Genomic DNA, 19,812 nt, shown 5'->3' on the forward strand with positions numbered 1-19,812 from the left:
TATCTGAATGGGCAATAAGGCGAATTCTAGGAAAACGCTGGGCGCGCCAATTTTGTATCAGGCAAACTTATGATGAGCTAATGCAATTGCTCATCCTGTCCTGAACAGCGGCCTGCGAAGATCGGCACCATGTTCTCGTGCCGTGCAGGGCCATCGTCAGTCACCCATGCGAGCGGAACAGGCCATGACACGAACCCCGCCCCCGATCGATCTGCGCGCGCTGCAGGCCTTTGTCGCCGTGTGCGAGAGCGGCTCCATGACGGGCGCCGCGAAGCAGCTCGGTGTGAGCCAGAGCGCCGTCAGCCAGGCGATTGCCGCGTTGGAGCGCGACCAGGGCCTGACGCTGTTCGACCGCGAGAGCCGGCCGCCGCGGCCGAACGTGGCGGGGCGCGCGCTGCTCGAACTGGCGGATCCCTTGCTCGAACATGCGAAGATGGTCGCCGCCCGCATCGGCGATGCGTCGCACACGGGAAAGATGCCGGTGCGGCTCGGATGTGTCGATTCGTTCGCGGCGACCGTCGGCCCGAAGTTGATCCGCGCAGTGTCGAATTCGGAGCGGCAGATTTCGATGTGGTCCGGCCTGACGCCGGGACTCAGCAAGCAGCTGCACGACCGCGAACTGGATATCACGATCTGCACGCAGACCATGCTGAGCGATGCACGGATCGTCGAAGTGCCGCTGTTTTCCGAGGCGTTCGTGGTGGTGGTGGCGCGCAGCTATCTGAGCGCACACCGCAATATCGACTGGCGCACGCTGGCGCAGGAAATGCCGTTGATCCGCTACACGGCGCGCTCGGTGATCGGCCAGCAGATCGAGCGCTTCGCCCGGCATCTGGGTATCAACAGTCCACGACGTTACGAGTTCGACGCCACCGATCCGCTGCTGAGTCTGGTGGCGGCACGCGTGGGTTTCGCGATTTCGACACCCTTGTGTTTGTGGCAGGCCCGTCACTACCTGGACGATATCGCGGTGATGCCGTTGCCGCCTGGCCGCCTCGGTCGGCGCGATTTCTTTTTGCTGCACCGCCAGGGCGAGTGGGATCAGTTCGCGGGCGAGATCGTGATGCTGACCCGCGGCGTGCTGGACAACGCAATCCAGCCTTCATTGGCGCGTGCGCTGCCCGACCTCCCCCAGGACGCGTTGCGCTGAAGCCGGGGCCGCGACCGCGGCAAAATCCCGCTTTGTATAAGCATTGCTTTTGCTGCAGCTTAACCGCATACCTCGTTCTTGTGCAAAGTCGCACCAGCCGCAATAAAGCCGTGCACCGCAGACGAGCCAGCGAGTGTTTCGGCCTGAACGCCGACAAGGTCCAATTGCGCCCAAGGCGTTTATCAAAGGGAACTTTTGATTCACCCAGATAAACATGGCACAAACGTTGCATTGGTTTGCGCATCGGTCATGGCCGAACGCGGCGGGAGGTCAGTCGGCACTCGATTGCGGGTACACGAAGATCGACAGGAATTGAATAGGCGTCTTGATCAGGCGCTCAGGACCGTGGGGTATTTCGCCCTGAAAAGTCAGGGTGTCACCGGGATGAAGGATGTAGGTTTGCTGGCCGTGGCGGTATTCGATCACGCCCTTGAGCATGTGGATGAATTCGGTGCCCGGATGTTCGAATACCGGAAAGCGCTCGGCTTCATCCTCCATCGTGATCAGGAAAGGTTCGAAGAGTTTGCGCGGCCCCTGGTCGTAAGCGAGCAGGTGATAGGTGTGACCGCGTTTGGTGCCTTTGCGGACCACCTCCATGCCGGCGCCTTTTTTGACGAGCTGCGCACCGCCTTGCGGCACGTCGAAATTGCGGAACAACATGGAGAGCGAAACACCGAGTGCCTGGGCGATGCGGTTGAGCACCTCGAGGCCGGCAGAGGTCTGTGCGTTCTCGATCTTCGAGAGCATGCCGCGGCTGATACCGGCCTGCGCGGAGACCTGGGCGATCGTCAGGCCGTGGCGCTGGCGTAGCTCGCGAATGGTGATACCCAGGTAGCGCTCAAGCGGCGTTTTGTTCTCTTCACCGGTTTGCATGTGGGCCTCATGAAAAGGGAAAGGGTAGCAGATTGCAGCGCCTGGCCGTGCGCGGAGAGTTTCACTGCGGGAATCATAGTTGCTCACCAATAAAGTTGCTGTTTGCCTGAAGACAGGTTTGAAGCGCGTCGCAACCGGCGTTCGAAAGCGCGTCGCATAGCCTGGTCACATGCGTGGCGTGTGGCTTTTCCAATCGACGAACAATGTTGTTGCAAGGAGTGGCGATGAACCTGAACGATGCGACCACGCTGCCGGTCAACGAACTCGGATGCGTGCCCCGGTTCGGCTCGGCGGACGAGGCGCAAGCTTATTTGACGCAGCGGGGCGTGAAGTACGTGCTGGCGCAGTTTGTCGATATTCACGGCGTGGCCAAGGCGAAGTCGGTGCCGGTCAGTCATCTGAAGAGCGTGTTGACCGCGGGCGCCGGGTTCGCGGGGTTTGCGATCTGGGGCGTCGGCATCGAGCCGAACGGTCCGGACTATATGGCCGTCGGCGACCTCGCGACGCTCACGCCGGTGCCGTGGCAGCCGGGTCTGGCACGGATCGTCTGCGACGGTCACGTAAATGGCGAAGCGTGGCAATACGATTCGCGCGTGACGCTGAAGAAGGCGGTTGCGCGGATGACCGAGCGCAACTGGACGCTCTTCACCGGTCTGGAGCCGGAATTTTCGCTGCTGCGCCGTTCGGCATCCGGCACGCTGGAGCCGTGCGATCCGAGCGATACGCTCGCCAAGCCGTGCTACGACTATAAGGGTCTCTCGCGCACGCGCGTCTTCCTGGAAAAGCTCACCGAATCGATGCGCGCAGTAGGCATCGACGTCTATCAGATCGATCACGAAGACGCCAACGGGCAGTTCGAAATCAACTACACGTACACCGATTGCCTGACGTCCTGCGATCACTACGTGTTCTTCAAGATGGCGGCCTCCGAGATCGCCAATGAACTCGGCATGATCTGCTCGTTCATGCCGAAGCCATTCGCGAACCTTCCGGGCAACGGCATGCATATGCATATGTCGATCGGCGACGGCGAGCGCAACCTGTTCGCCGATCCGGCGGACAAGCTCGGCATGGGACTTTCGTCGCTCGGCTACCAGTTCACCGCGGGCCTGCTCGCGCACGCACCGGCGCTGACCGCGCTGTGCAATCCAACGGTGAACTCGTACAAGCGCCTCGTGGTGGGCCGCTCGTTGACGGGCGCCACGTGGGCGCCGGCCTATATCAGCTACGGAAACAACAATCGCTCGACGATGGTGCGCATGCCTGGCGAGCGTATCGAACTGCGGCTGCCCGACGGCTCGTGTAATCCCTATCTCGCGACCACAGCGGTCATCGCGGCAGGGCTCGACGGCATCGACCGCGGCATGTCGGCGGGAGAGCCGGCTAACGAGAACCTCTACGGGTGGTCGCCCGCGCAGCTCTCGGAACACGGCATCGGCGTACTGCCGCAAAACCTCGAGCAGGCGCTCGACGCACTGGAGTCCGACCGCGTGATCTGCGATGCGCTCGGCCCCGTCGCCGACGAATTTCTCAAGCTCAAAAGAATGGAGTGGCTCGAATACATGCGCCACGTGTCGGACTGGGAACTGAAGACCTACCTCGAATTCTTTTAAGGAGAACCAGGATGTGCGGAATTGTAGGCTTGCTGGTGAAGACGCCTGCACTGCGCGAGCGGCTGGGCGAACTGATGGTGCCGATGCTGATCGGTATGACCGAGCGCGGACCGGACTCGGCGGGCCTTGCAGTGTTCGGCAAGCCGGTCGACGCGAGCCAGCGCAAGCTGAGCCTCTACGCGGGCTTTACGAAAGAGGGCTCGGACTTCGCGTGGCAGCCGCTGGTGGAAGCGCTGAACGTGGCGATGGACGTCACCGCGCGCGTCGACTCGAAAGGCAATCACGCCGTGTTGACGGTGCAAGGCGATATCGACGGCGTGAAGACGTGGCTGCGCGAACAGTATCCGAAGCTGTATCTGCTCTCGAGCGGCCGTTCGATCGATCTGTACAAGGATATCGGCTCTCCATCGCAAGTGGCAGGGCGTTATGACTTTGCGAACCTGACGGGCACGCATCTGGTGGGCCACACACGCATGGCGACCGAATCCGCCGTAACGCCCGACCGCGCCCATCCGTTCACGGCTGGCGACGACTTCTGTCTGGTTCACAACGGCTCGCTGTCGAACGCGCATGGCGTGCGCCGCAAGCTCGAACCGCAAGGCATTCACTTCGATACCGACAACGACACCGAAGCCGCCTGCCGCTTTCTCGAGTGGCGGCTGCGCGAAGGCGACACGTTGCCGGCCGCGCTGCAGAAGGGCTTCGAAGAACTCGACGGCTTCTACACATTCCTGATGGGCACCTCGACCGAACTCGCGCTGATTCGCGATCCGTTTGCGTGCAAGCCGGCGGTGGTCGCGGAAAACGACGACTACGTCGCGATCGCCTCCGAGTTCCGTTCGCTCGCGCATCTGCCGGATATCAAAAACGCGAGGGTCTTCGAACCTGCACCCGAGGAGATGTACGTATGGAAAGCCTGACTTTCGATCTGGAGCGCACGACGGTTCGTGAGTTGAACCAGTTCCTGCACAAACCGGCGAGCGAACTGGAAGGCCAGGCGGTGACCGTCGTCGCGCCGAACGGCGCGCATAACCTCGCGGTCGGGGTGGATGCGCCGGTGCGCGTGACCATCGCCGGTCACGCCGGTTATTACGCGGGCGGCATGAACAAACACGCGACGATCGAGATCGACGGCAGCGCAGGCACCGGCGTCGCCGAAAACATGATGAGCGGTAAGGTGCATGTGAAGGGTTTCGCGTCGAACGGTGCAGGTGCTTCGGCGCATGGCGGGCTGCTGGTGATCGACGGCGATGCGGGCCTGCGCTGCGGCATTTCGCTCAAGGGCGGTGACATCGTGGTGGGCGGATCGGTCGGCAGCTTTTCTGCATTCATGGCTCAGGCCGGACGCATGGTGATCTGTGGCGATGCGGGCGACGCGCTCGGCGACTCGCTTTACGAAGCGGTGCTGTATGTGCGCGGCGAAGTGAAGTCGCTCGGCGCGGACGCGCAATACGAACCGATGACGCAAGCCGATCTCGACGCCGTACGCGCATTGCTCGCCGCCGCCGGCATGGACCACGACCCGGCCTCGTTCAAACGGATCGCTTCCGCTCGCACGCTTTATCACTGGAACGCCGACGCGAACCAGGAATATTGAACACACGTTCTCGACGAAGGTCCCCATGGAAGCCAAACCTGTTCACTTTGCCCGCTTGCAGCAGGAAGAGTCGCAAGGCTACGACCGCAAGACGATCGACTATATCCACTCCGCGGCGCAGCGCGGCCTCTATGAAATTCGCGGTCTGGGCGCGAAACGCCACGTGCCGCATTTCGACGATCTGCTGTTTCTCGGTGCCTCCCTGTCGCGCTATCCGCTCGAAGGGTATCGCGAGAAGTGTGCGACGCAGACCGTGCTCGGTACGCGCTTCGCCAAAAAGCCGGTGATCCTCGATATTCCGATCACGATTGCCGGCATGAGCTTTGGCGCGCTTTCCGCGAACGTGAAAGAAGCGCTCGGCCAGGCCGCGACGGCGATGGGCACCTCGACCACCACCGGCGACGGCGGCATGACCCAGGAAGAACGCCGCTCGTCGAAGACGCTTGTCTATCAGTGCCTGCCGTCGCGTTATGGCTTCAACCCGGACGACGTGCGCCGTGCCGACGCGATCGAAATCGTCATCGGTCAGGGCGCGAAACCGGGCGGTGGCGGCATGCTGCTCGGGCAGAAGGTGAACCCGCGCGTCGCTTCGATGCGTACGTTGCCGGCCGGTGTCGATCAACGTTCGGCGAGCCGTCATCCGGACTGGACGGGCCCGGACGATCTGACGATCAAGATTCAGGAACTGCGCGAAATCACCGATTGGGAAAAGCCGATCTACGTGAAGGTCGGCGCAACCCGCACGTTCAACGACGTCAAGCTCGCGGTGCATGCGGGTGCGGACGTGGTCGTGATCGACGGGATGCAGGGCGGCACGGCAGCGACGCAGACCTGTTTCATCGAGAACGTCGGCATTCCGACGCTGGCGGCGGTTCGCCAGGCGGTGGATGCGCTCGAAGATCTGAATATGAAAGGCCAGGTGCAACTGATCGTCTCGGGCGGCATCCGCACCGGCGCCGACGTGGCAAAGGCGCTTGCGCTCGGCGCGGACGCAGTGGCGATCGGGCAGGGCATGCTGATGGCGCTCGGCTGCAACAGCGACACGTACTTTCAGAACGGCGCGCTGCATTCGGCAGCGGCGGACTATGCGGCGTTGAACACGTCGCCGGGGTTCTGCCATCACTGCCACACGGGCAAGTGTCCGGTTGGCGTGACCACGCAGGATGCGGTGCTCGAACAGCGTGTGCAGCCGGAGGAAGGCTCGCGCCGGGTGCGTAACTATCTGAAGACGCTGAACATGGAACTGACGACGATCGCGCGTGCATGCGGCAAGCAGAACGTGCATCACCTGGAACCTGAAGATCTCGTCGCGCTGACCGTCGAAGCTGCGGCAATGGCGCGCATTCCGCTCGCGGGGACGTCATGGATTCCCGGCTGGAACAAATGAATTGAGTTGTTTCGAGATTTTTGACTGTGCAAAAGTTGTAGCGCATTCAGCTTTGATTTACCCATCCATCAGGAGCACTACATGAGCACTCCGCAAAGCACTACGCAAGCAGCACCAGCACCTTCCGGAGGTCTCCGCGCGGGCACGTTGGGTTTTCCCGAGGTCATCGGCCAATCCATCGCAAATCTTTCTCCAACTTTCACGCCGTCGATCAATGTGACCGCAATCGCGGCGCTGGCCGGCGCGGGAACGTGGCTGATTTACGGTCTGTCGACGATCGGGCTGCTGCTGGTGAGCATGAGCATCATCGCGCTTTCGAGCCGGATCGCGTCGGCTGGTTCGTTCTTTATCTATATTTCGCGTGCGCTTGGGCCGATGGCGGGTGGCATTGCCGGCTGGGGGTTGATCGCGGCTTACGTGGGTACTGCGATGGGGGTGGGCGCGGCAGGCGTGGTGTTCGTGCAGAACGCTTTTTCTGCCTGGAACATCGCTGTCCCGTCGTGGGCGATCTACACGATCTTTATCGGGCTGGCCTGGTTCTTCTCGGCGCGTGACGTGAAGCTTTCATCGCGCCTGTCGCTGGCGATCGAAGGCGCTTCGGTAGTGATTGTGGGCGGTGTGCTGATCTATGTGCTTGCACTGCACCCGGACCATATCGTCGACCATGCGCAACTCGGGCTGCAGGGTGTAAGCGGTAAGGGTATGGCACAGGGTATGGTGCTCGGCATCTTTTCGTACGTGGGTTTCGAGAGCGCCGCTTCGCTCGGCCAGGAAACCAGGAACCCACTGCGCGTCATTCCGCGTGCGGTGATCTGGTGCGTGATCCTGTCGGGCCTGTTCTTCATGTTCGTGGCCTATTCGATGACGATCGCCTATCACGACGACGTCGCCAAGCTCGGCGGCGATTCGGCCGTGCTCAGCACCTTGCTCACGAGCGTCGGCGCTTCGCCGCTCGGCCCGGTGTTCTATCTGATTGCCTCGATCAGCGCGTTCTCATGCGTGCTTGCGTGCATCAACTCGTCCAGCCGCCTGCTGTATTCGATGGGCCGTTATCAGTTCGTGCACCGCTCGATGGGCATGGTGCACCGCACGCACCAGACTCCGTACCTGGCGGTTGCATTTTCTTCGATCGTGACCCTGGTGGTATGCATCGCGATGCTCGGCACGGGTCCGCTCAACACGTTCGGCTATACGAGCACGTTTGCGACCTTCGGTTTCCTGGTCGTGTATTTCCTCGTCGCAATCTCGGCACCGGTTTATCTGAAGAAACAGGGGGAGCTCAAGTCGATCAACGTGCTGTGGGGCGTGCTCGGCGCACTGGCGATGATCGGCGCGGTGATTGGCAGCGTGTATCCGGTGCCCGATTATCCGTATAACATCCTTCCTTATCTGTTCGTTGCGTATATGCTGGTTGGCGCAGTCTGGTTGATGATGCTCAAGAAGCGCTCGCCGCAAGTGCTCGCGAAGATCGAGCACGATCTGGAAGTAAGCGACGTGATGACCCATGGCAAAAAGTAAATGAATGCACCCTTCTCCACGGATAGTTTGCCCGCGCCGAGCACGGGCCGGTTGACAGACGATCCGGAGGGAAGGCCTGCCAGCCGTCGCGGCATGGACGGCCAGGAAATCGACATTCAGTTGCGGCCGGAGCGCGGCGAGTGCGCCGCCCTCGAAATCGGCTGTGTTTCTTGCCCTGCCCGCGGACGCGGGCAGGATCACATCAACGAGGACTACGTCGGCGTGATGCTCGGCGATCTGGCGGCGCGCGCGGCGCGTGGCAGTGTGATCGCCCTGGCCGACGGCGTGAGCGGCAGCAAGGGTGGCCGGGTGGCGGCCGAACTCTCGGTGCGGACCTTTATCGACGCCTACTACGGGCTCCCCGACACATTGCAGCCTGGCGTAGCCGCTGCGCGCGCGCTCGAGGCAATCCACGGCTGGCTGCATCAGATCGGCCGCGTCGATCCCGAACTGAAGCAGATGTCCGCTTCCTTTGCCGCGCTGATCGTGCGTCGCGCTACCGCGTATCTGGTGGCGGCCGGCGACGTGCGGCTTTATCTGCTGCGCGATGGTCAACTGACCCAGCTTGGCGACGATGACGTGGTGCCGGTCGCCTTCGGTTCCTATGTGATGCATGCGGTCGGCATGCTGCCGGCGCTGGTCACGCGCGTCGAAACTCTGGAGCTGCGCGAAGGCGACCGCCTGCTGATGTGCTCCGACGGGCTCTATCGCCGCGTGCCGATGCGCGAGTTGCAGACGGTGCTGGCGGCGCGCGGCGGTGCACTCGACACTGCACGCCGGCTTGGCGCTTTGGCGGTGACGCGAGGCTCGCATGACGACGTGACGAGCGCGGTGCTCGATGTGGGTGGCCTGCCCACGCTCGATGTCGGTTACCTTGAGCGCGTGCTTGGCGCTTTGCCGATTCCGGCTGTGCCGGATGCCGGCGAGGTGGTCGATGGATATCTGCTCACGAGCGTGTTGAACGATGGCTTCTACTCGAGGATTTTCGCCGGCTACGATCTGGCCGATCCGAACACGCCGCTGGCGCTGAAGTTTCCCAAGCCGCGCGTTGGGGAGGACGAGAACGTGCGCCAGTCTATCGTGCGCGAGCGCTGGCTGGCGGGCAAGATTGACGACGACGGTGTGCTCGCGCCGATGCCGGTGGACGCCGACCGGCAAACCCGGCTCTATGTAGTGATGCCGCTTGGCGCAGGCATCACGCTCGAAAAAATGCTGGCGGCGCCTCAGCCCATGGCGCTGACGCGTGCGCTTGGGATCGCGCAGAAGCTGGGCCATTCAATCGACGCGCTGAACCGCCGCAATATTTTCCATCGCGATATCAAGCCCGAGAACGTGCTGGTGATGCGGGGCGATAGCACGCGCCTGCTCGATCTTGGCTTCGGTTATATGCCGGGCATGCAACTGCCGGGCCCCGACACCGCTCCGGGCTCGCCTGCCTATATGGCGCCCGAGTTGATGAAGGGCGCGCAGGGCGATGCACGCTCCGAAGTGTTCGCGTATGGCGTGACGCTATACCGGCTATTCAGCGGCGGCAAGCTGCCGTATGGGTTCAATGGCCGTGTGCCGCTCTATCAGTACCGGGTCGACGCGCCGCAGTGGCTCGACCTGGTGCTCGAGAAAGCGCTACAGCCCGATCCGGCCCGAAGGTATCAGGACGTGCTCGAAGTCTGCGCCGATCTCGAGCGTTTTTCGAGCGGTCGGGATGCCCTGGCGCCGGTTCGACGCAAGCCTTTGCTCGAGAGCGATCCGGTGCTGTTCTGGCAGGTGATCGTGGTGGTGTTGATGGCGCTATTGTTGTGGTCGTTGATGCGGCATTGAGGGGCGGGCACGGTAGGGGCGTTGCGTCGGCACGTACCTCGTGCGACGGTGACGTATCAGAGCAGGGTTTCGTGAACCTGTAGCTGTGTGGCAACATCACGGTGATCTCTCAATCACGTCAGGCCTCGCGCGGGCCCACACACGCCAGGAGAACTCATGTTCGATCACGTCAAATTCGGGGTCAGCGACTATGCAGCGAGCAAATCGTTCTTCCTCAAGGCGCTCGAACCGCTCGGCGTAGCGGTTATCTCAGAGGGAGAGCCGACGTACGGTGTCGAGCTTAGCCCGCCGGGTAAAGCTTCATTGTGCCTGTACCAGACCACGGAGAAGCCGGCGCATCTTCACCTTGCGTTTACGGCCGAAAATCGCCAGCAAGTCGACGCCTTTTATCGCGCGGCTCTGGAGGCGGGCGGCAAAGACAATGGTGCGCCCGGCCTGCGCCCGCGCTACCACGCCAACTACTATGCGGCTTTTGTCATTGCTCCGGACGGGCACAATGTCGAAGTGGTTTGTCATCGCTGATCGAACAGACGCCCGTCAGCGATTTTTTCGATGCCACGTGTCCGTCAGCATGCGGCCCGCGCGTCATTGTAGTGGCGGCCCGATGTAATTCAGCCGCCTCAACCCCATGACGGAGGCTCATATGCAATACCTGTTGATGATTTACGCAGAAGAAAGCGGTTGGAACCAGATGACCGACAGCGAGCGGCAGCAAGGCGTCGCCGCGTATCAGGCGTACACCGAATCGTTGAAAAAGGCGGGGGCGCTGGTGGGCGCCAACCGGCTGCAACACACGAACGTGGCGACCACGGTGCGGCTCGTCGACGGCAAGCCGCAGGTGCTCGACGGTCCGTATTCCGATTCGAAGGAGCAACTCGGCGGCTACTACCTGATCGACGTGCCCAACCTGGATGCGGCGATCACGTGGGCGTCACGCTGCCCAGCCGCGGCGTACGGCGTCATGGAAGTGCGCCCGGTCTGGACTGCACCCTACGACGCGCGATCGGCTACATGAGTCCGTCCGGCTGCGGCCGTGACGCTGGCGGCGCCGCGCGTTCGATTGCCGAGGCGGTCGCCCGCCGCAGTTACGGCAAGCTTGTCGCGCTGCTGGCGATGCGCACGCGCGACGTCGCCGCAGCCGAGGACGCGCTGGCCGACGCGTTTGCGGCCGCGCTGGCCGAGTGGCCGGAACGCGGCTGCCCTGCGAATCCCGAAGCGTGGCTGATGACGGTCGCGCGCCGCCGGGCGATCGACGGCGCGCGTCATCGCCGCGTCGGCGACGAAGTGACAAACCAGCTCACCATCCTCGCCGACGAGATCGACGAGCGTGACTCAGGCGCGTTGCCCGACCGGCGACTGGCGCTGCTGTTCGCGTGCACGCACCCTGCGCTCGAGGCCGCGATTCACACGCCGCTGATGCTGCAGGTGGTGCTGGGGCTCGAAGCGAAAACCATCGCGTCCGCGTTCCTGATGTCGCCCGCCGCGATGAGCAAGCGCCTCGTGCGGGCGAAGAACAAGATCCGCGAAGCGGGCATTCCGTTCAGCGTGCCCGAGCGCGAGGAGTTGCCCGAGCGGCTTGCTGCGGTGCTGGAGGCGGTCTATGCGGTGTATGCGGAAGGGTGGACCGACCCGGCCGGCGGCGATATAGGGAGGCGCGATCTCACCGGCGAGGCGCTGTTTCTTGCGCAACTGCTCGTCGAACTGCTGCCCGAGGAGCCAGAGACGATGGGGCTGCTCGCGCTGATGCTGTATGCGCAGGCGCGTTGTGACGCACGACGCGATGCAGCCGGCGAGTATGTGCCGCTGTCGGCTCAGGATCCGGCGACATGGAACGAGCCGATGATCGACGCAGCAAACGCACTGCTACGGCGCGCGAGTGCTCTCAACGCAATCGGACGCTTTCAGCTGGAGGCCGCATTGCAGTCGGCGCACGTGTACCGCTGCCGCACGAATCTCCCGAACTGGGATGAGATCGTGCAACTCTATGATGCGCTGCTCGCGATTGCAGGCTCGCCGGTGGTCGCGGTGAACCGCGCGATCGCGCTGGCGGAACGGGACGGCCCGCAGGCGGCGCTGGACGCGCTCGAGCCGTATGCGGACGATCCGCGGCTGTCCGCCTACCAGCCGTACTGGGCCGCGCGTGCCGATCTGCTTACGCGTGCCGGCGCGAAGGCTGAAGCGCTCGATGCATACGATCTCGCGATCGGACTCGAACGCGATCCGGCCGTGCGCCGGTTCTTGCAGCGCAAGCGCGTCGAGCTGTCGTTGGCGAGAAGTTAGATTGGCGGGTGCGTTTGCCACGCGAGCTCTACTATCCCCTTGGGCGGCAGCTACCAGCGGGACCGAGTCGCAGTTGTGTCACGAATTCAGCGATATCTTCCGCAACCTTCGGCGTTCAAGGCCGTTGCGCAATTGGCCGGCGACAAACGCGCTGACGATCAGAGACAAATAGAAGGTCACGAGATCGTGACGCCAGACATCCAGGGTGAGCCGATGCGCAATCAGTATCGGATCGGGGGCCGCGAGTACGACGCTCTTCGCCTCGACAGCCCGCATCATCCGGATAAAGCCTGCCGCGGACAGCAACGGCAATAGGGCGACCAAAGCCAACAGTGCGGGCTTCATGCGGCGCGCCCACGGAAGGTGACGCAATCGGAACCATAGTCCGAGACATCCGTGTATCCATCCAGGCGCGAGCAGTGCAAGCTGCAAACCCTGCGTACCACTCGTTAGCAGGAGGATCACGACGCGCTCATAGTCAGGCTCGAAGCCATAGAGCGAGGACGCGAGCCGGGTCGTCACTGCATGGCGGATAAGCAGCAGCGGCAGGCTGAGTCCGGCCCACAGGCGGACCCACTCAGCGATCGGCAGCGTCCAGTGACGGCGCCCGTATATCGTGCGCACGGCCAGCGCAAAATGGAGCGTAGCCGCACCATACAACGCAATCGTTCCAGGTGTGCTGCGCCAGAGCCGTAGCGCTAAAACAAGGCCGCGTCCAGCAAGTTCGAGTGACCAGATCCCGAGCGCGTGATTGATCAGATGGAGAAAGAGATAGATCAGCAACACCACGCCAGACCCGAGTTGCAACCGACGCAGGACGGTTGGCATCTGCACCGTCATGGCAGCATCCGGCGAACGTTGTGCGACGCGCGACGAGCAAGCGCCTCCCGGCCGCCAGATTTTCGCGCACCTCCGATAAAGCTGCGGCGTAACCGTCCAGACAGATCGGCCGCCGGCGACTGCAGCGGCGCAGATTCGCAGTGGCTCGCTGCGTCCTGACGTACCGCTTCGGCGAATCGCTGTAATGCGGATACCGAACCGCATACGCTCTGGTATTCCTCGCGGCCGATTCTGCCGTCGAGGATGACGGTAAATCCCGATGCATGGGCCATGTCGACGACGTTCATTTAATCACCCGTTGTGAGTCTGTCTTACCTGCAAGACCGTGAGGATGCGTCGGTTATTCCCTGATTCGAGCGGATGCATGTGAGCGAAGTTGAACGCGCGTGATGCCGGTGGGGCGCGGCGAGGGAGGGACAGTCGACTCCGTGTCTCGAATTTTTGACGATGCGCCTAGGGGATCATCCACCGCAGGAGTGCACGAAATGCCTGTCTATATTTTCGTGGACCCGGTCGTGTGCTCGGCGTTACGGCAGACGCCACGGGGGCGAATCTGCCGGCAAGGGTCGCGCCTTGGGCTTCATTTAAGTCCGTGGAACTGAACCGGGACAAACGGAACCTGGGTGTTGGCCCGGGAGAGTGTCTGGACGACATCGAGAAGCATGGGTTCCACATCACCGATGCTCACGTTCGGATTGCGGGCCAGGTAGTTTGATGCCGTCTTGCGCATATGGACTCTCTGGATGGCCGGGAGCCGACGGTCGACGCAGGGGTCTAGATCGTTGACAAATTTATCAGACCGCCCCGTGAGAAATGCATCGCTGATCAACGGCACCATAGGACCGACTTTACGAGGTGAGGTGCTGGACAGTTATGCTGCGGCAGCGGAAGCGGCATACCTGGCTTCCACAAACCCATCCGCGCCTAGATGTTGGGCATTTCCGCATCGATCACGGCCAGCGGATTCCCATCGCCATAGGCAGTCGCGCTGCGATAGCGTAATACTTCTTTATAACTGTCACCCCCAACCAAACCGTTGACGGATACCCAATAGCCGAACCGAGGGTCCCGTGTCGGGTCGACTGAAATGATGTCTCCTTGCATCGGGCCATCTAGGACGAAGCGAACCTCCTGGTTGTTGTTACGTCCTGTGTGACGTGCGTAGACCAGTGCGAAGCTGTCGTGGACTTGATCGTACGCATAGACTTGGGTGCCTTCCAACTGATCTCCGTCGCCCGTCTGGAAACTCCCGAGTTCGAGCAGGAGCAGCGCACGGTTCGCTGACGCGTGGACTATCCGAGCGTCGAGAAGAAAATGAGGTTCCGAAAGAAAGTCCGCGTCCTTTGTCCGGCGCAGCACGCTGTCGGTGTCAGGCAGACACGTCTTGCCATTGTCCGGCGTAATGCAAAGCAAAATCACGCCCGGCGCCGAGTCGCGCGCGCCGATAAGGTCCGGCACATTCGGCCCCTGCGATGCGATGAACCGCCACGGCGAACGCGTTCCGAACGGTTTTTGATAGATCGATCGACGAAATGACGTGTGTCGCCGGCTTCGCAGCGACCTCGGCAAAGCATGCGACCGGCACGGTTAGCAAAAAGACGAATGAAAGGACTGCAGCAAGTCCAATTTTTCTCATGGAGAACTTCTTGATAACGACAAACGGATGAGCTGTCACAAATGCTAGCATTTGACGAATGACCGTTGCTCGATATGGCTGCTGACCGATCAGGGGCTACGGAAGTCGTGGGCCAGCGCGGCAACGCGCAACCATCGGTGAGCATCGGATTTCCGGGATCGGCCAGGAAGGGACCTTCGTTTGACGCATCGCTAAGACATTCAGACGGCCGCTCCACTGCGCAAACGGTCATTCGATCGCCGTGTGCCTGCGTCGCGTGATCGGCCTGAGCCGTCATTCGAGCGTCGATGCTGGCCAGGTGGGTATGGGGCGTTTCCTGCCATTCGCAGGTCGATGGTCGCGAATGGCCGGTCCCACCGAAAGCGAACGAGTCTTCGCAACCCTCTGTTGCCCTTACAGCGCACCTGAAATCAAGGGCATCTTCCGAGCTACAACGAGCATTCGCTTAATCACTCAGAACCGATCAATGCCGTCATTCAAGTCCAGGCGCCTATCAGAGTTTCTGGGGCTACCAAAAGGCTACAAAAAACCACACCTGCGCGAGAACGAGGAAATCGCAATTTGCGTAATGAGATCTCAAGTTCAGTCTCCTGAAATCACTTCCGCCCACGATGACCGACTGAGGCTGGCAGCGTTTGTCAGTAGAATCACCTACGTTTAAAAAATTGCTATGCGGTTTTTTTTCGCCTAATTTTTACCTACATAGCAAAGATAAGTACTGAGTCGCCTCTTGAAGTAATGCAATCTACGCCTTTCCATTTCGCTTAAATCGCGACGGATGCGATCGCATGCATCTGATTAAATAAGTATTCCTAATTATGATAATTAACGTACTGCGAATATCAATGGTTATTTAAAAGACTTCCTTGCCAAATGCTTTCAATAAAATCGACCTCTTTCAACACCCTTTTAAAACTAAAAAGAGGAAACTTCCATGTTTCGCGGAGCCGAGGAATTCAGCGCCCGGAGTCGGTACTGGCCTAGACTCAGAGGAGGCGACGTATTCGCCGTCGTGGCGTTAGTTCTTGTCGCAGCTCTGGTGCTCGGCGGCTGCGCGACTACAGTGGATAGGCCTGTGCCCTTCACCGGGGCGCAGCGAAACACTGGAGTCACGTATGAGCAAGCAGTCGACTATTTGAATACCGCTCGTATGAATCTAGAGCAAACAAGTTCAAAGATCGATACATTCGACCGAGTCACCAAAGTAGGCGCCGGGCTAGGCGTTGGTGGTGGAGGTATCAGCGCGATATTTCGGAGCGGTACCGATCTCATCCTCGGTTTCATCACATTTGGGGCCCTTAGCTACGCTGCGAATCAGTTGGTTTCGCCCGGTCCCCTTGGTGACATCTACGGAGCCGGGCTTGCGAACCTTGACTGCATAGAAGACGCCGGCTCTACGGCACACCGTACAATGGCTCCGACCGCAGCAGACCTCATACAGCGGCGTGCAAGCCTAGTTAATGCAACCGTCGCACTGGCGGCAGACGTCTCGGTCGCAGTAAGCCAGTCAGGCTATCAAGCCGACGTCACGCAGGCAAATGCTTTAATCGCAACTGCAAAGGCAGTTACACGCAGTATTGACTCATACCTGGCTGCATCAGAGATCGGGGAACCGATGGTGTCAGCCGTCAATTCAACCATCAATGCCGTCAATCAGCAGGTAAGAGCCAAATCTCCGAACATCGACGCCATTGTTCAGGCCGGATCAGTCTTCAGCACCCTATCCGCAGCGAGCCTGGAACTGAAAAATCAGGGCGACTCCGCTCGCATAGTAGTTGCTGCCACAGCAATTCCGGATACACAGGCAGCAGACCCTCCGATCGTGCAGCAACTGAAGAAGCACGAGAAAAAACTTGGTGACGTGCTTTTGGGAATACCTACAACATTCGATACAGCTCCCGCAGAATCCATTACAAGGTGCCAGGCGCAATTCTCGGTAGACGCTCCGCTGACTATCGAACCAGCTGGCCCATTGGATCTCAATGCTGGAAGCGCCGTTTCGCTTACGTTGTCCGGCAATTCCTTATATCGGGTGATCTGGGTCGGAGACGTTCCGGGTGACGTTGATGTAAATATCGACACCGATCACGTTAAATTGTCCGCTCAGACAGGAGCAAAAGAGCACACCTATACGCTAAAGGTGGTAGACAGCACCGGCAAATCCTCACCCAAACTTCAGGTCAACGTTCATGCAGCTAAAGATGCGCCGGCGAAACCATCGGTAGCGGCTCGAACGCTACCAAAAAAGCCAGTCGTCACGCGAGGGGTACCAGCCGCTCCAGCTCCTGTCGCAAGCGGTACCCCGGCGGCAGGCGGGCCTTTGGCACCAGCCTGCCGCAAACTGCCACCCGAAACCTGCTGAAAGGACGAACGGATGGGAACTTCGGGCTGGAAGTCTCGAACCACTCATGCTGAATACGGTAATCCTGAAAGAGATAAACATGAACGCGACCGCTAAGCCTCTTTATTTTCTTAGCCTGATACTCTGGTTAATTTTCCTAGTTGGTCTGCCTTGGTTGTACTCCTCCCCTCTACAGATCGACTCCTCGGCGATCGAACGAGTTCGCGTGCTTAGCTTCCTTGGCGCGCTCGCTGGAATCGTCTGTCTGGTCATGGGCATAGGCATTCAAGTCGAAGGGTCGCCAATCGGTGTCCTCGCCAGTGGCCGAAATACCTATAGCCTTTCACGCCTCCAGATGACCCTGTGGTCCCTGCTGGTAATTAGTGCGCTGATGGCTGCGGCTGCTTGTCGGGGGTGGGCCCTTTTGGACAAAGGCTCGTGGAGCACGGCGCTTAATATCGGAATCCCCAACGAGTTATTTCAGGTGATGGGAATCAGTTTTTTCAGTGGAGCAGCGGCGCCGACGATTCTGGCCTTAAAGACGACGACCCCCACTAGTCCAAGTCAGTTGAGTACGACGAGCGAGCGAATGGGAGAGCCTGTCTGCGCAACCGGAAGCGTAATGAACCGCCCACTTAGTGCCGACCCAAAATTGGCCGACATGGTGCAAGGCGACGATGTCGCCACGGCCGGGACCGTTGATCTCAGCAAGGTCCAACAGCTTCTCATAACCATAGTGCTGGTTGGCGTGTACTTCGCCATGCTCGCGAATATGTTCTTCGTGGGCGTTCCATCCGCGAGATTCGAGGGATCATCAACCGAGGTCTCGGCGCTGCCGCCTTTCTCACAATTCTTTGTCAATCTGCTCGCAATCAGTCACGCGAGCTATCTCGGATACAAAGCGGCCCCTCGCACAGCGGTTGGTGGCCCACCGTCCAGTGTCTTCGTTCGACCGCCTACTCCAGATAGGAGCGATCTGACAAACTGATCCGGTCGCCATGAAAGCAGCGCGCAGTGTATCTGACAATCGGAGAATCTGATTATGACCGCTGTCCCTTGTGGTGCAGGCGTTTGTGTGGCGGGCGCGGAGCCCGGAACCATAGGCTGTCTCGTTCGATTTAAAGACACGCCCAACCAAGTATTGCTACTCACTGCTGGACATGTAGTGCTAGCACAGACGGCCAAACAAGGAGATCGTATTGAGTCCCCGGAACTCGCAGGGAATGTATTAGGGCTCTTGCTCACATGGACAACGCTTAGGGGCGATGTGACGGCCGACGCCGCACTAATTTGGGTTGATCCTTCCCTCGTTTCTCCTCAAATCATCAGCATCGGAATTCCAAGCCCGACACCAGTAGCCGTAACGAGCTCCCAGCGTTTGCGGATGTACTCACTCACTGGCAAACCGCGAGAAATGACAGTTAGCGATACCGCGAGCGATGTTCCAGTGCTCGCGCGTGGCCCAGGATGGAGCGCATTCCTAACGTATAAAAGCCAGATTATCTGTCGACCAGAAGCGACGGAGCCTGGCGACAGCGGTGCAATCGTGGTCGACGACAGCAATCACGTGGTCGGGATGGTTGTCGCCGGCTCAGAAGGCAGTGGAATGACCGTCATAACTCCAATCTCCGCGATTCTCACTCATCCGGCCTGGCAAGGCGGTGAACTCGAAATTCTTGACGCGATTCCTGCTGATGCCATAGCTCCGCCAATAGCCCAACAGAAGTTTCTAGCTGGTTCGGGAAGGGTTAATTTAAGCGCATTTTCAGCGGCCCAGAAAGTGATGGCTCAAAAAATACTAAACGCTTTCGCATCAGCTGGGTTCGGAATGTTTCAACAAGTTGCTGCCTTGGCAAACGCAGTCGCGGAATCAAGCCTCAATCCTGCAGAGCATGCTCTAAGTGACATAGAAGACAGTGTCGGACTATTCCAGCTAAACAGAAAGGGCGGTGTAGGTACGGGATACACCGTCGTACAGCTCCAGAACCCCGACTTCAACATCCAGTTGGTGATCGCTGCGGTATCGAACCTCGCCGTTTTCAAGGTGGCCGTTTCACTCGACGCAGCAGTCGACGCTTTTGTACGTAGCTTCGAACGGCCTCTAGACGTCGCAGCTCAAGTTAGCCACCGTCAAGTTATCGCGAGGACCCTGTACTTGACATAGATACATGGCGGGTAAGACGCGCTCTGCGAGCCCCTGCAAAAGATTCAGAGATCGCGCTAACGAAACCTACCGGGACAATACATACAACAGGCCCTGAACCGCAGATGCCTACGTCAAATGCTTCAGTTGCTCTCGCAATTCAGCTGCCTGCTGAAATGCCATGAAACGATCGCTCATAATTCCTCGAATCCGATGGCTCCAAACGTCGGCATCTTGCTCCAAGTCACCGGTTCCATCAACACTCACAATGTCTGCGAGACTAAAGTGGACCGGAGTGTCAAGACGTAGCTGTCCGACCACGCTTGTAATTAGCCACTTCTTTTCATTGCGAGTTCGTAACCGTGTTGAATGTCCGTCAGCCTTCTCATGCCTCGCCACATTACCGTGTTGCCAGGAGGAGGATGGCTGACACGATCCAGATAGCGTACGCAGCGCTTTCCTCATGCGTTTGTACTGCTTCGCGTGAGCGTACCGGCCAATATGCAGCCCCAGACGCAGCGCCTCCCGATCCTAGTTCTGACGAAGCTTCAGGCCGTGTTGTTCCGAATATCGGTCACGTTCACCCGGGATCATCGGTCACGATGAAACGGACTGG

17 protein-coding genes are annotated in these 19,812 nt (G+C 60.1%); 13 read left to right on the forward strand and 4 right to left on the reverse strand.

Features of this window, described 5'->3' with window-relative positions; translation table 11 throughout:
- Positions 1-184 precede the first annotated feature (184 nt).
- The gene (locus P3T24_RS03975) at positions 185-1,150 is read left to right on the forward strand and encodes a LysR family transcriptional regulator (RefSeq protein WP_429432608.1); all 966 of its coding nucleotides are present in this window, start codon (positions 185-187) and stop codon (positions 1,148-1,150) included.
- A gap of 270 nt (positions 1,151-1,420) precedes the next feature.
- Here the strand turns inward: P3T24_RS03975 and P3T24_RS03980 are convergent, their stop codons facing one another.
- Positions 1,421-2,023 carry a helix-turn-helix domain-containing protein gene (locus P3T24_RS03980; RefSeq protein ID WP_074268613.1) on the reverse strand — a complete coding sequence of 201 codons (603 nt, stop codon included), beginning with the start codon at positions 2,021-2,023 and terminating at the stop codon, positions 1,421-1,423.
- 224 nt (positions 2,024-2,247) lie between these two features.
- On the opposite strand from P3T24_RS03980, the gene glnT reads away from it, so the two are divergent.
- From glnT to P3T24_RS04025, 9 genes are all read left to right on the forward strand, one after another.
- Positions 2,248-3,636, forward strand: a complete 1,389-nt coding sequence (gene glnT / locus P3T24_RS03985; protein ID WP_429432611.1) for a type III glutamate--ammonia ligase — start codon at positions 2,248-2,250, stop codon at positions 3,634-3,636.
- 11 nt (positions 3,637-3,647) lie between these two features.
- Positions 3,648-4,556, forward strand: a complete 909-nt coding sequence (locus tag P3T24_RS03990; protein WP_429432614.1) for a class II glutamine amidotransferase — start codon at positions 3,648-3,650, stop codon at positions 4,554-4,556.
- Positions 4,544-5,233 carry a protein glxC gene (locus P3T24_RS03995; protein WP_074268611.1) on the forward strand — a complete coding sequence of 230 codons (690 nt, stop codon included), beginning with the start codon at positions 4,544-4,546 and terminating at the stop codon, positions 5,231-5,233. The genes P3T24_RS03990 and P3T24_RS03995 overlap by 13 nt, the downstream gene beginning before the upstream one ends.
- Before the next feature lie 25 nt (positions 5,234-5,258).
- Positions 5,259-6,620: an FMN-binding glutamate synthase family protein gene (locus P3T24_RS04000; protein WP_074268610.1), complete on the forward strand. Its 1,362-nt coding sequence runs from the start codon at positions 5,259-5,261 to the stop codon at positions 6,618-6,620.
- A gap of 81 nt (positions 6,621-6,701) precedes the next feature.
- Positions 6,702-8,138: an APC family permease gene (locus P3T24_RS04005; RefSeq protein ID WP_074268609.1), complete on the forward strand. Its 1,437-nt coding sequence runs from the start codon at positions 6,702-6,704 to the stop codon at positions 8,136-8,138.
- Positions 8,139-9,956, forward strand: coding sequence for a bifunctional protein-serine/threonine kinase/phosphatase (locus tag P3T24_RS04010; protein WP_429432618.1), 1,818 nt, complete (start codon positions 8,139-8,141; stop codon positions 9,954-9,956).
- Positions 9,957-10,112: 156 nt separating this feature from the next.
- Positions 10,113-10,478 carry a VOC family protein gene (locus tag P3T24_RS04015; protein WP_074268608.1) on the forward strand — a complete coding sequence of 122 codons (366 nt, stop codon included), beginning with the start codon at positions 10,113-10,115 and terminating at the stop codon, positions 10,476-10,478.
- 121 nt (positions 10,479-10,599) lie between these two features.
- Positions 10,600-10,971, forward strand: a complete 372-nt coding sequence (locus P3T24_RS04020) for a YciI family protein (protein ID WP_429432621.1) — start codon at positions 10,600-10,602, stop codon at positions 10,969-10,971.
- Positions 10,968-12,236: an RNA polymerase sigma factor gene (locus tag P3T24_RS04025; RefSeq protein ID WP_429432624.1), complete on the forward strand. Its 1,269-nt coding sequence runs from the start codon at positions 10,968-10,970 to the stop codon at positions 12,234-12,236. Before P3T24_RS04020 ends, P3T24_RS04025 begins: the two co-directional genes overlap by 4 nt.
- A 78-nt stretch (positions 12,237-12,314) precedes the next feature.
- Here P3T24_RS04025 and P3T24_RS04030 read toward each other — a convergent pair whose 3' ends face one another.
- From P3T24_RS04030 to P3T24_RS04040, 3 genes are all read right to left on the reverse strand, one after another.
- Positions 12,315-13,076, reverse strand: coding sequence for a hypothetical protein (locus tag P3T24_RS04030; protein WP_429432627.1), 762 nt, complete (start codon positions 13,074-13,076; stop codon positions 12,315-12,317).
- Positions 13,073-13,363: a hypothetical protein gene (locus P3T24_RS04035; protein WP_429432630.1), complete on the reverse strand. Its 291-nt coding sequence runs from the start codon at positions 13,361-13,363 to the stop codon at positions 13,073-13,075. The genes P3T24_RS04030 and P3T24_RS04035 overlap by 4 nt, the downstream gene beginning before the upstream one ends.
- A 637-nt stretch (positions 13,364-14,000) precedes the next feature.
- Positions 14,001-14,534 carry a hypothetical protein gene (locus tag P3T24_RS04040; RefSeq protein WP_429432633.1) on the reverse strand — a complete coding sequence of 178 codons (534 nt, stop codon included), beginning with the start codon at positions 14,532-14,534 and terminating at the stop codon, positions 14,001-14,003.
- A 1,313-nt stretch (positions 14,535-15,847) separates the two neighbouring features.
- On the opposite strand from P3T24_RS04040, the gene P3T24_RS04045 reads away from it, so the two are divergent.
- Genes P3T24_RS04045 through P3T24_RS04055 form a run of 3 tightly spaced genes read left to right on the forward strand, consistent with a single transcriptional unit; the run spans position 15,848 to position 19,217 of the window.
- Positions 15,848-17,074, forward strand: coding sequence for a hypothetical protein (locus tag P3T24_RS04045; RefSeq protein ID WP_429432635.1), 1,227 nt, complete (start codon positions 15,848-15,850; stop codon positions 17,072-17,074).
- 46 nt (positions 17,075-17,120) lie between these two features.
- On the forward strand, positions 17,121-18,041 hold the full coding sequence (locus P3T24_RS04050) for a hypothetical protein (protein WP_429432638.1): 921 nt from the start codon (positions 17,121-17,123) through the stop codon (positions 18,039-18,041).
- A 54-nt stretch (positions 18,042-18,095) separates the two neighbouring features.
- The gene (locus tag P3T24_RS04055; protein WP_429432641.1) at positions 18,096-19,217 is read left to right on the forward strand and encodes a trypsin-like serine protease; all 1,122 of its coding nucleotides are present in this window, start codon (positions 18,096-18,098) and stop codon (positions 19,215-19,217) included.
- Positions 19,218-19,812: the final 595 nt, after the last annotated feature.

The sequence above is a fragment of the Paraburkholderia sp. GAS33 genome, from assembly GCF_050436645.1.
Classification (GTDB): Bacteria; Pseudomonadota; Gammaproteobacteria; order Burkholderiales; family Burkholderiaceae; genus Paraburkholderia; species Paraburkholderia phenazinium_B.

What these genes read in the sequence shown, in the direction of transcription:
- P3T24_RS03975 (WP_429432608.1), top strand. Translation starts at nt 185, where the DNA reads ATGACACGAACCCCGCCCCCGATCGATCTGCGCGCGCTGCAGGCCTTT.
- P3T24_RS03980 (WP_074268613.1), bottom strand. Translation starts at nt 2,023, where the DNA reads ATGCAAACCGGTGAAGAGAACAAAACGCCGCTTGAGCGCTACCTGGGT.
- glnT (WP_429432611.1), top strand. Translation starts at nt 2,248, where the DNA reads ATGAACCTGAACGATGCGACCACGCTGCCGGTCAACGAACTCGGATGC.
- P3T24_RS03990 (WP_429432614.1), top strand. Translation starts at nt 3,648, where the DNA reads ATGTGCGGAATTGTAGGCTTGCTGGTGAAGACGCCTGCACTGCGCGAG.
- P3T24_RS03995 (WP_074268611.1), top strand. Translation starts at nt 4,544, where the DNA reads ATGGAAAGCCTGACTTTCGATCTGGAGCGCACGACGGTTCGTGAGTTG.
- P3T24_RS04000 (WP_074268610.1), top strand. Translation starts at nt 5,259, where the DNA reads ATGGAAGCCAAACCTGTTCACTTTGCCCGCTTGCAGCAGGAAGAGTCG.
- P3T24_RS04005 (WP_074268609.1), top strand. Translation starts at nt 6,702, where the DNA reads ATGAGCACTCCGCAAAGCACTACGCAAGCAGCACCAGCACCTTCCGGA.
- P3T24_RS04010 (WP_429432618.1), top strand. Translation starts at nt 8,139, where the DNA reads ATGAATGCACCCTTCTCCACGGATAGTTTGCCCGCGCCGAGCACGGGC.
- P3T24_RS04015 (WP_074268608.1), top strand. Translation starts at nt 10,113, where the DNA reads ATGTTCGATCACGTCAAATTCGGGGTCAGCGACTATGCAGCGAGCAAA.
- P3T24_RS04020 (WP_429432621.1), top strand. Translation starts at nt 10,600, where the DNA reads ATGCAATACCTGTTGATGATTTACGCAGAAGAAAGCGGTTGGAACCAG.
- P3T24_RS04025 (WP_429432624.1), top strand. Translation starts at nt 10,968, where the DNA reads ATGAGTCCGTCCGGCTGCGGCCGTGACGCTGGCGGCGCCGCGCGTTCG.
- P3T24_RS04030 (WP_429432627.1), bottom strand. Translation starts at nt 13,076, where the DNA reads ATGACGGTGCAGATGCCAACCGTCCTGCGTCGGTTGCAACTCGGGTCT.
- P3T24_RS04035 (WP_429432630.1), bottom strand. Translation starts at nt 13,363, where the DNA reads ATGAACGTCGTCGACATGGCCCATGCATCGGGATTTACCGTCATCCTC.
- P3T24_RS04050 (WP_429432638.1), top strand. Translation starts at nt 17,121, where the DNA reads ATGCTGAATACGGTAATCCTGAAAGAGATAAACATGAACGCGACCGCT.
- P3T24_RS04055 (WP_429432641.1), top strand. Translation starts at nt 18,096, where the DNA reads ATGACCGCTGTCCCTTGTGGTGCAGGCGTTTGTGTGGCGGGCGCGGAG.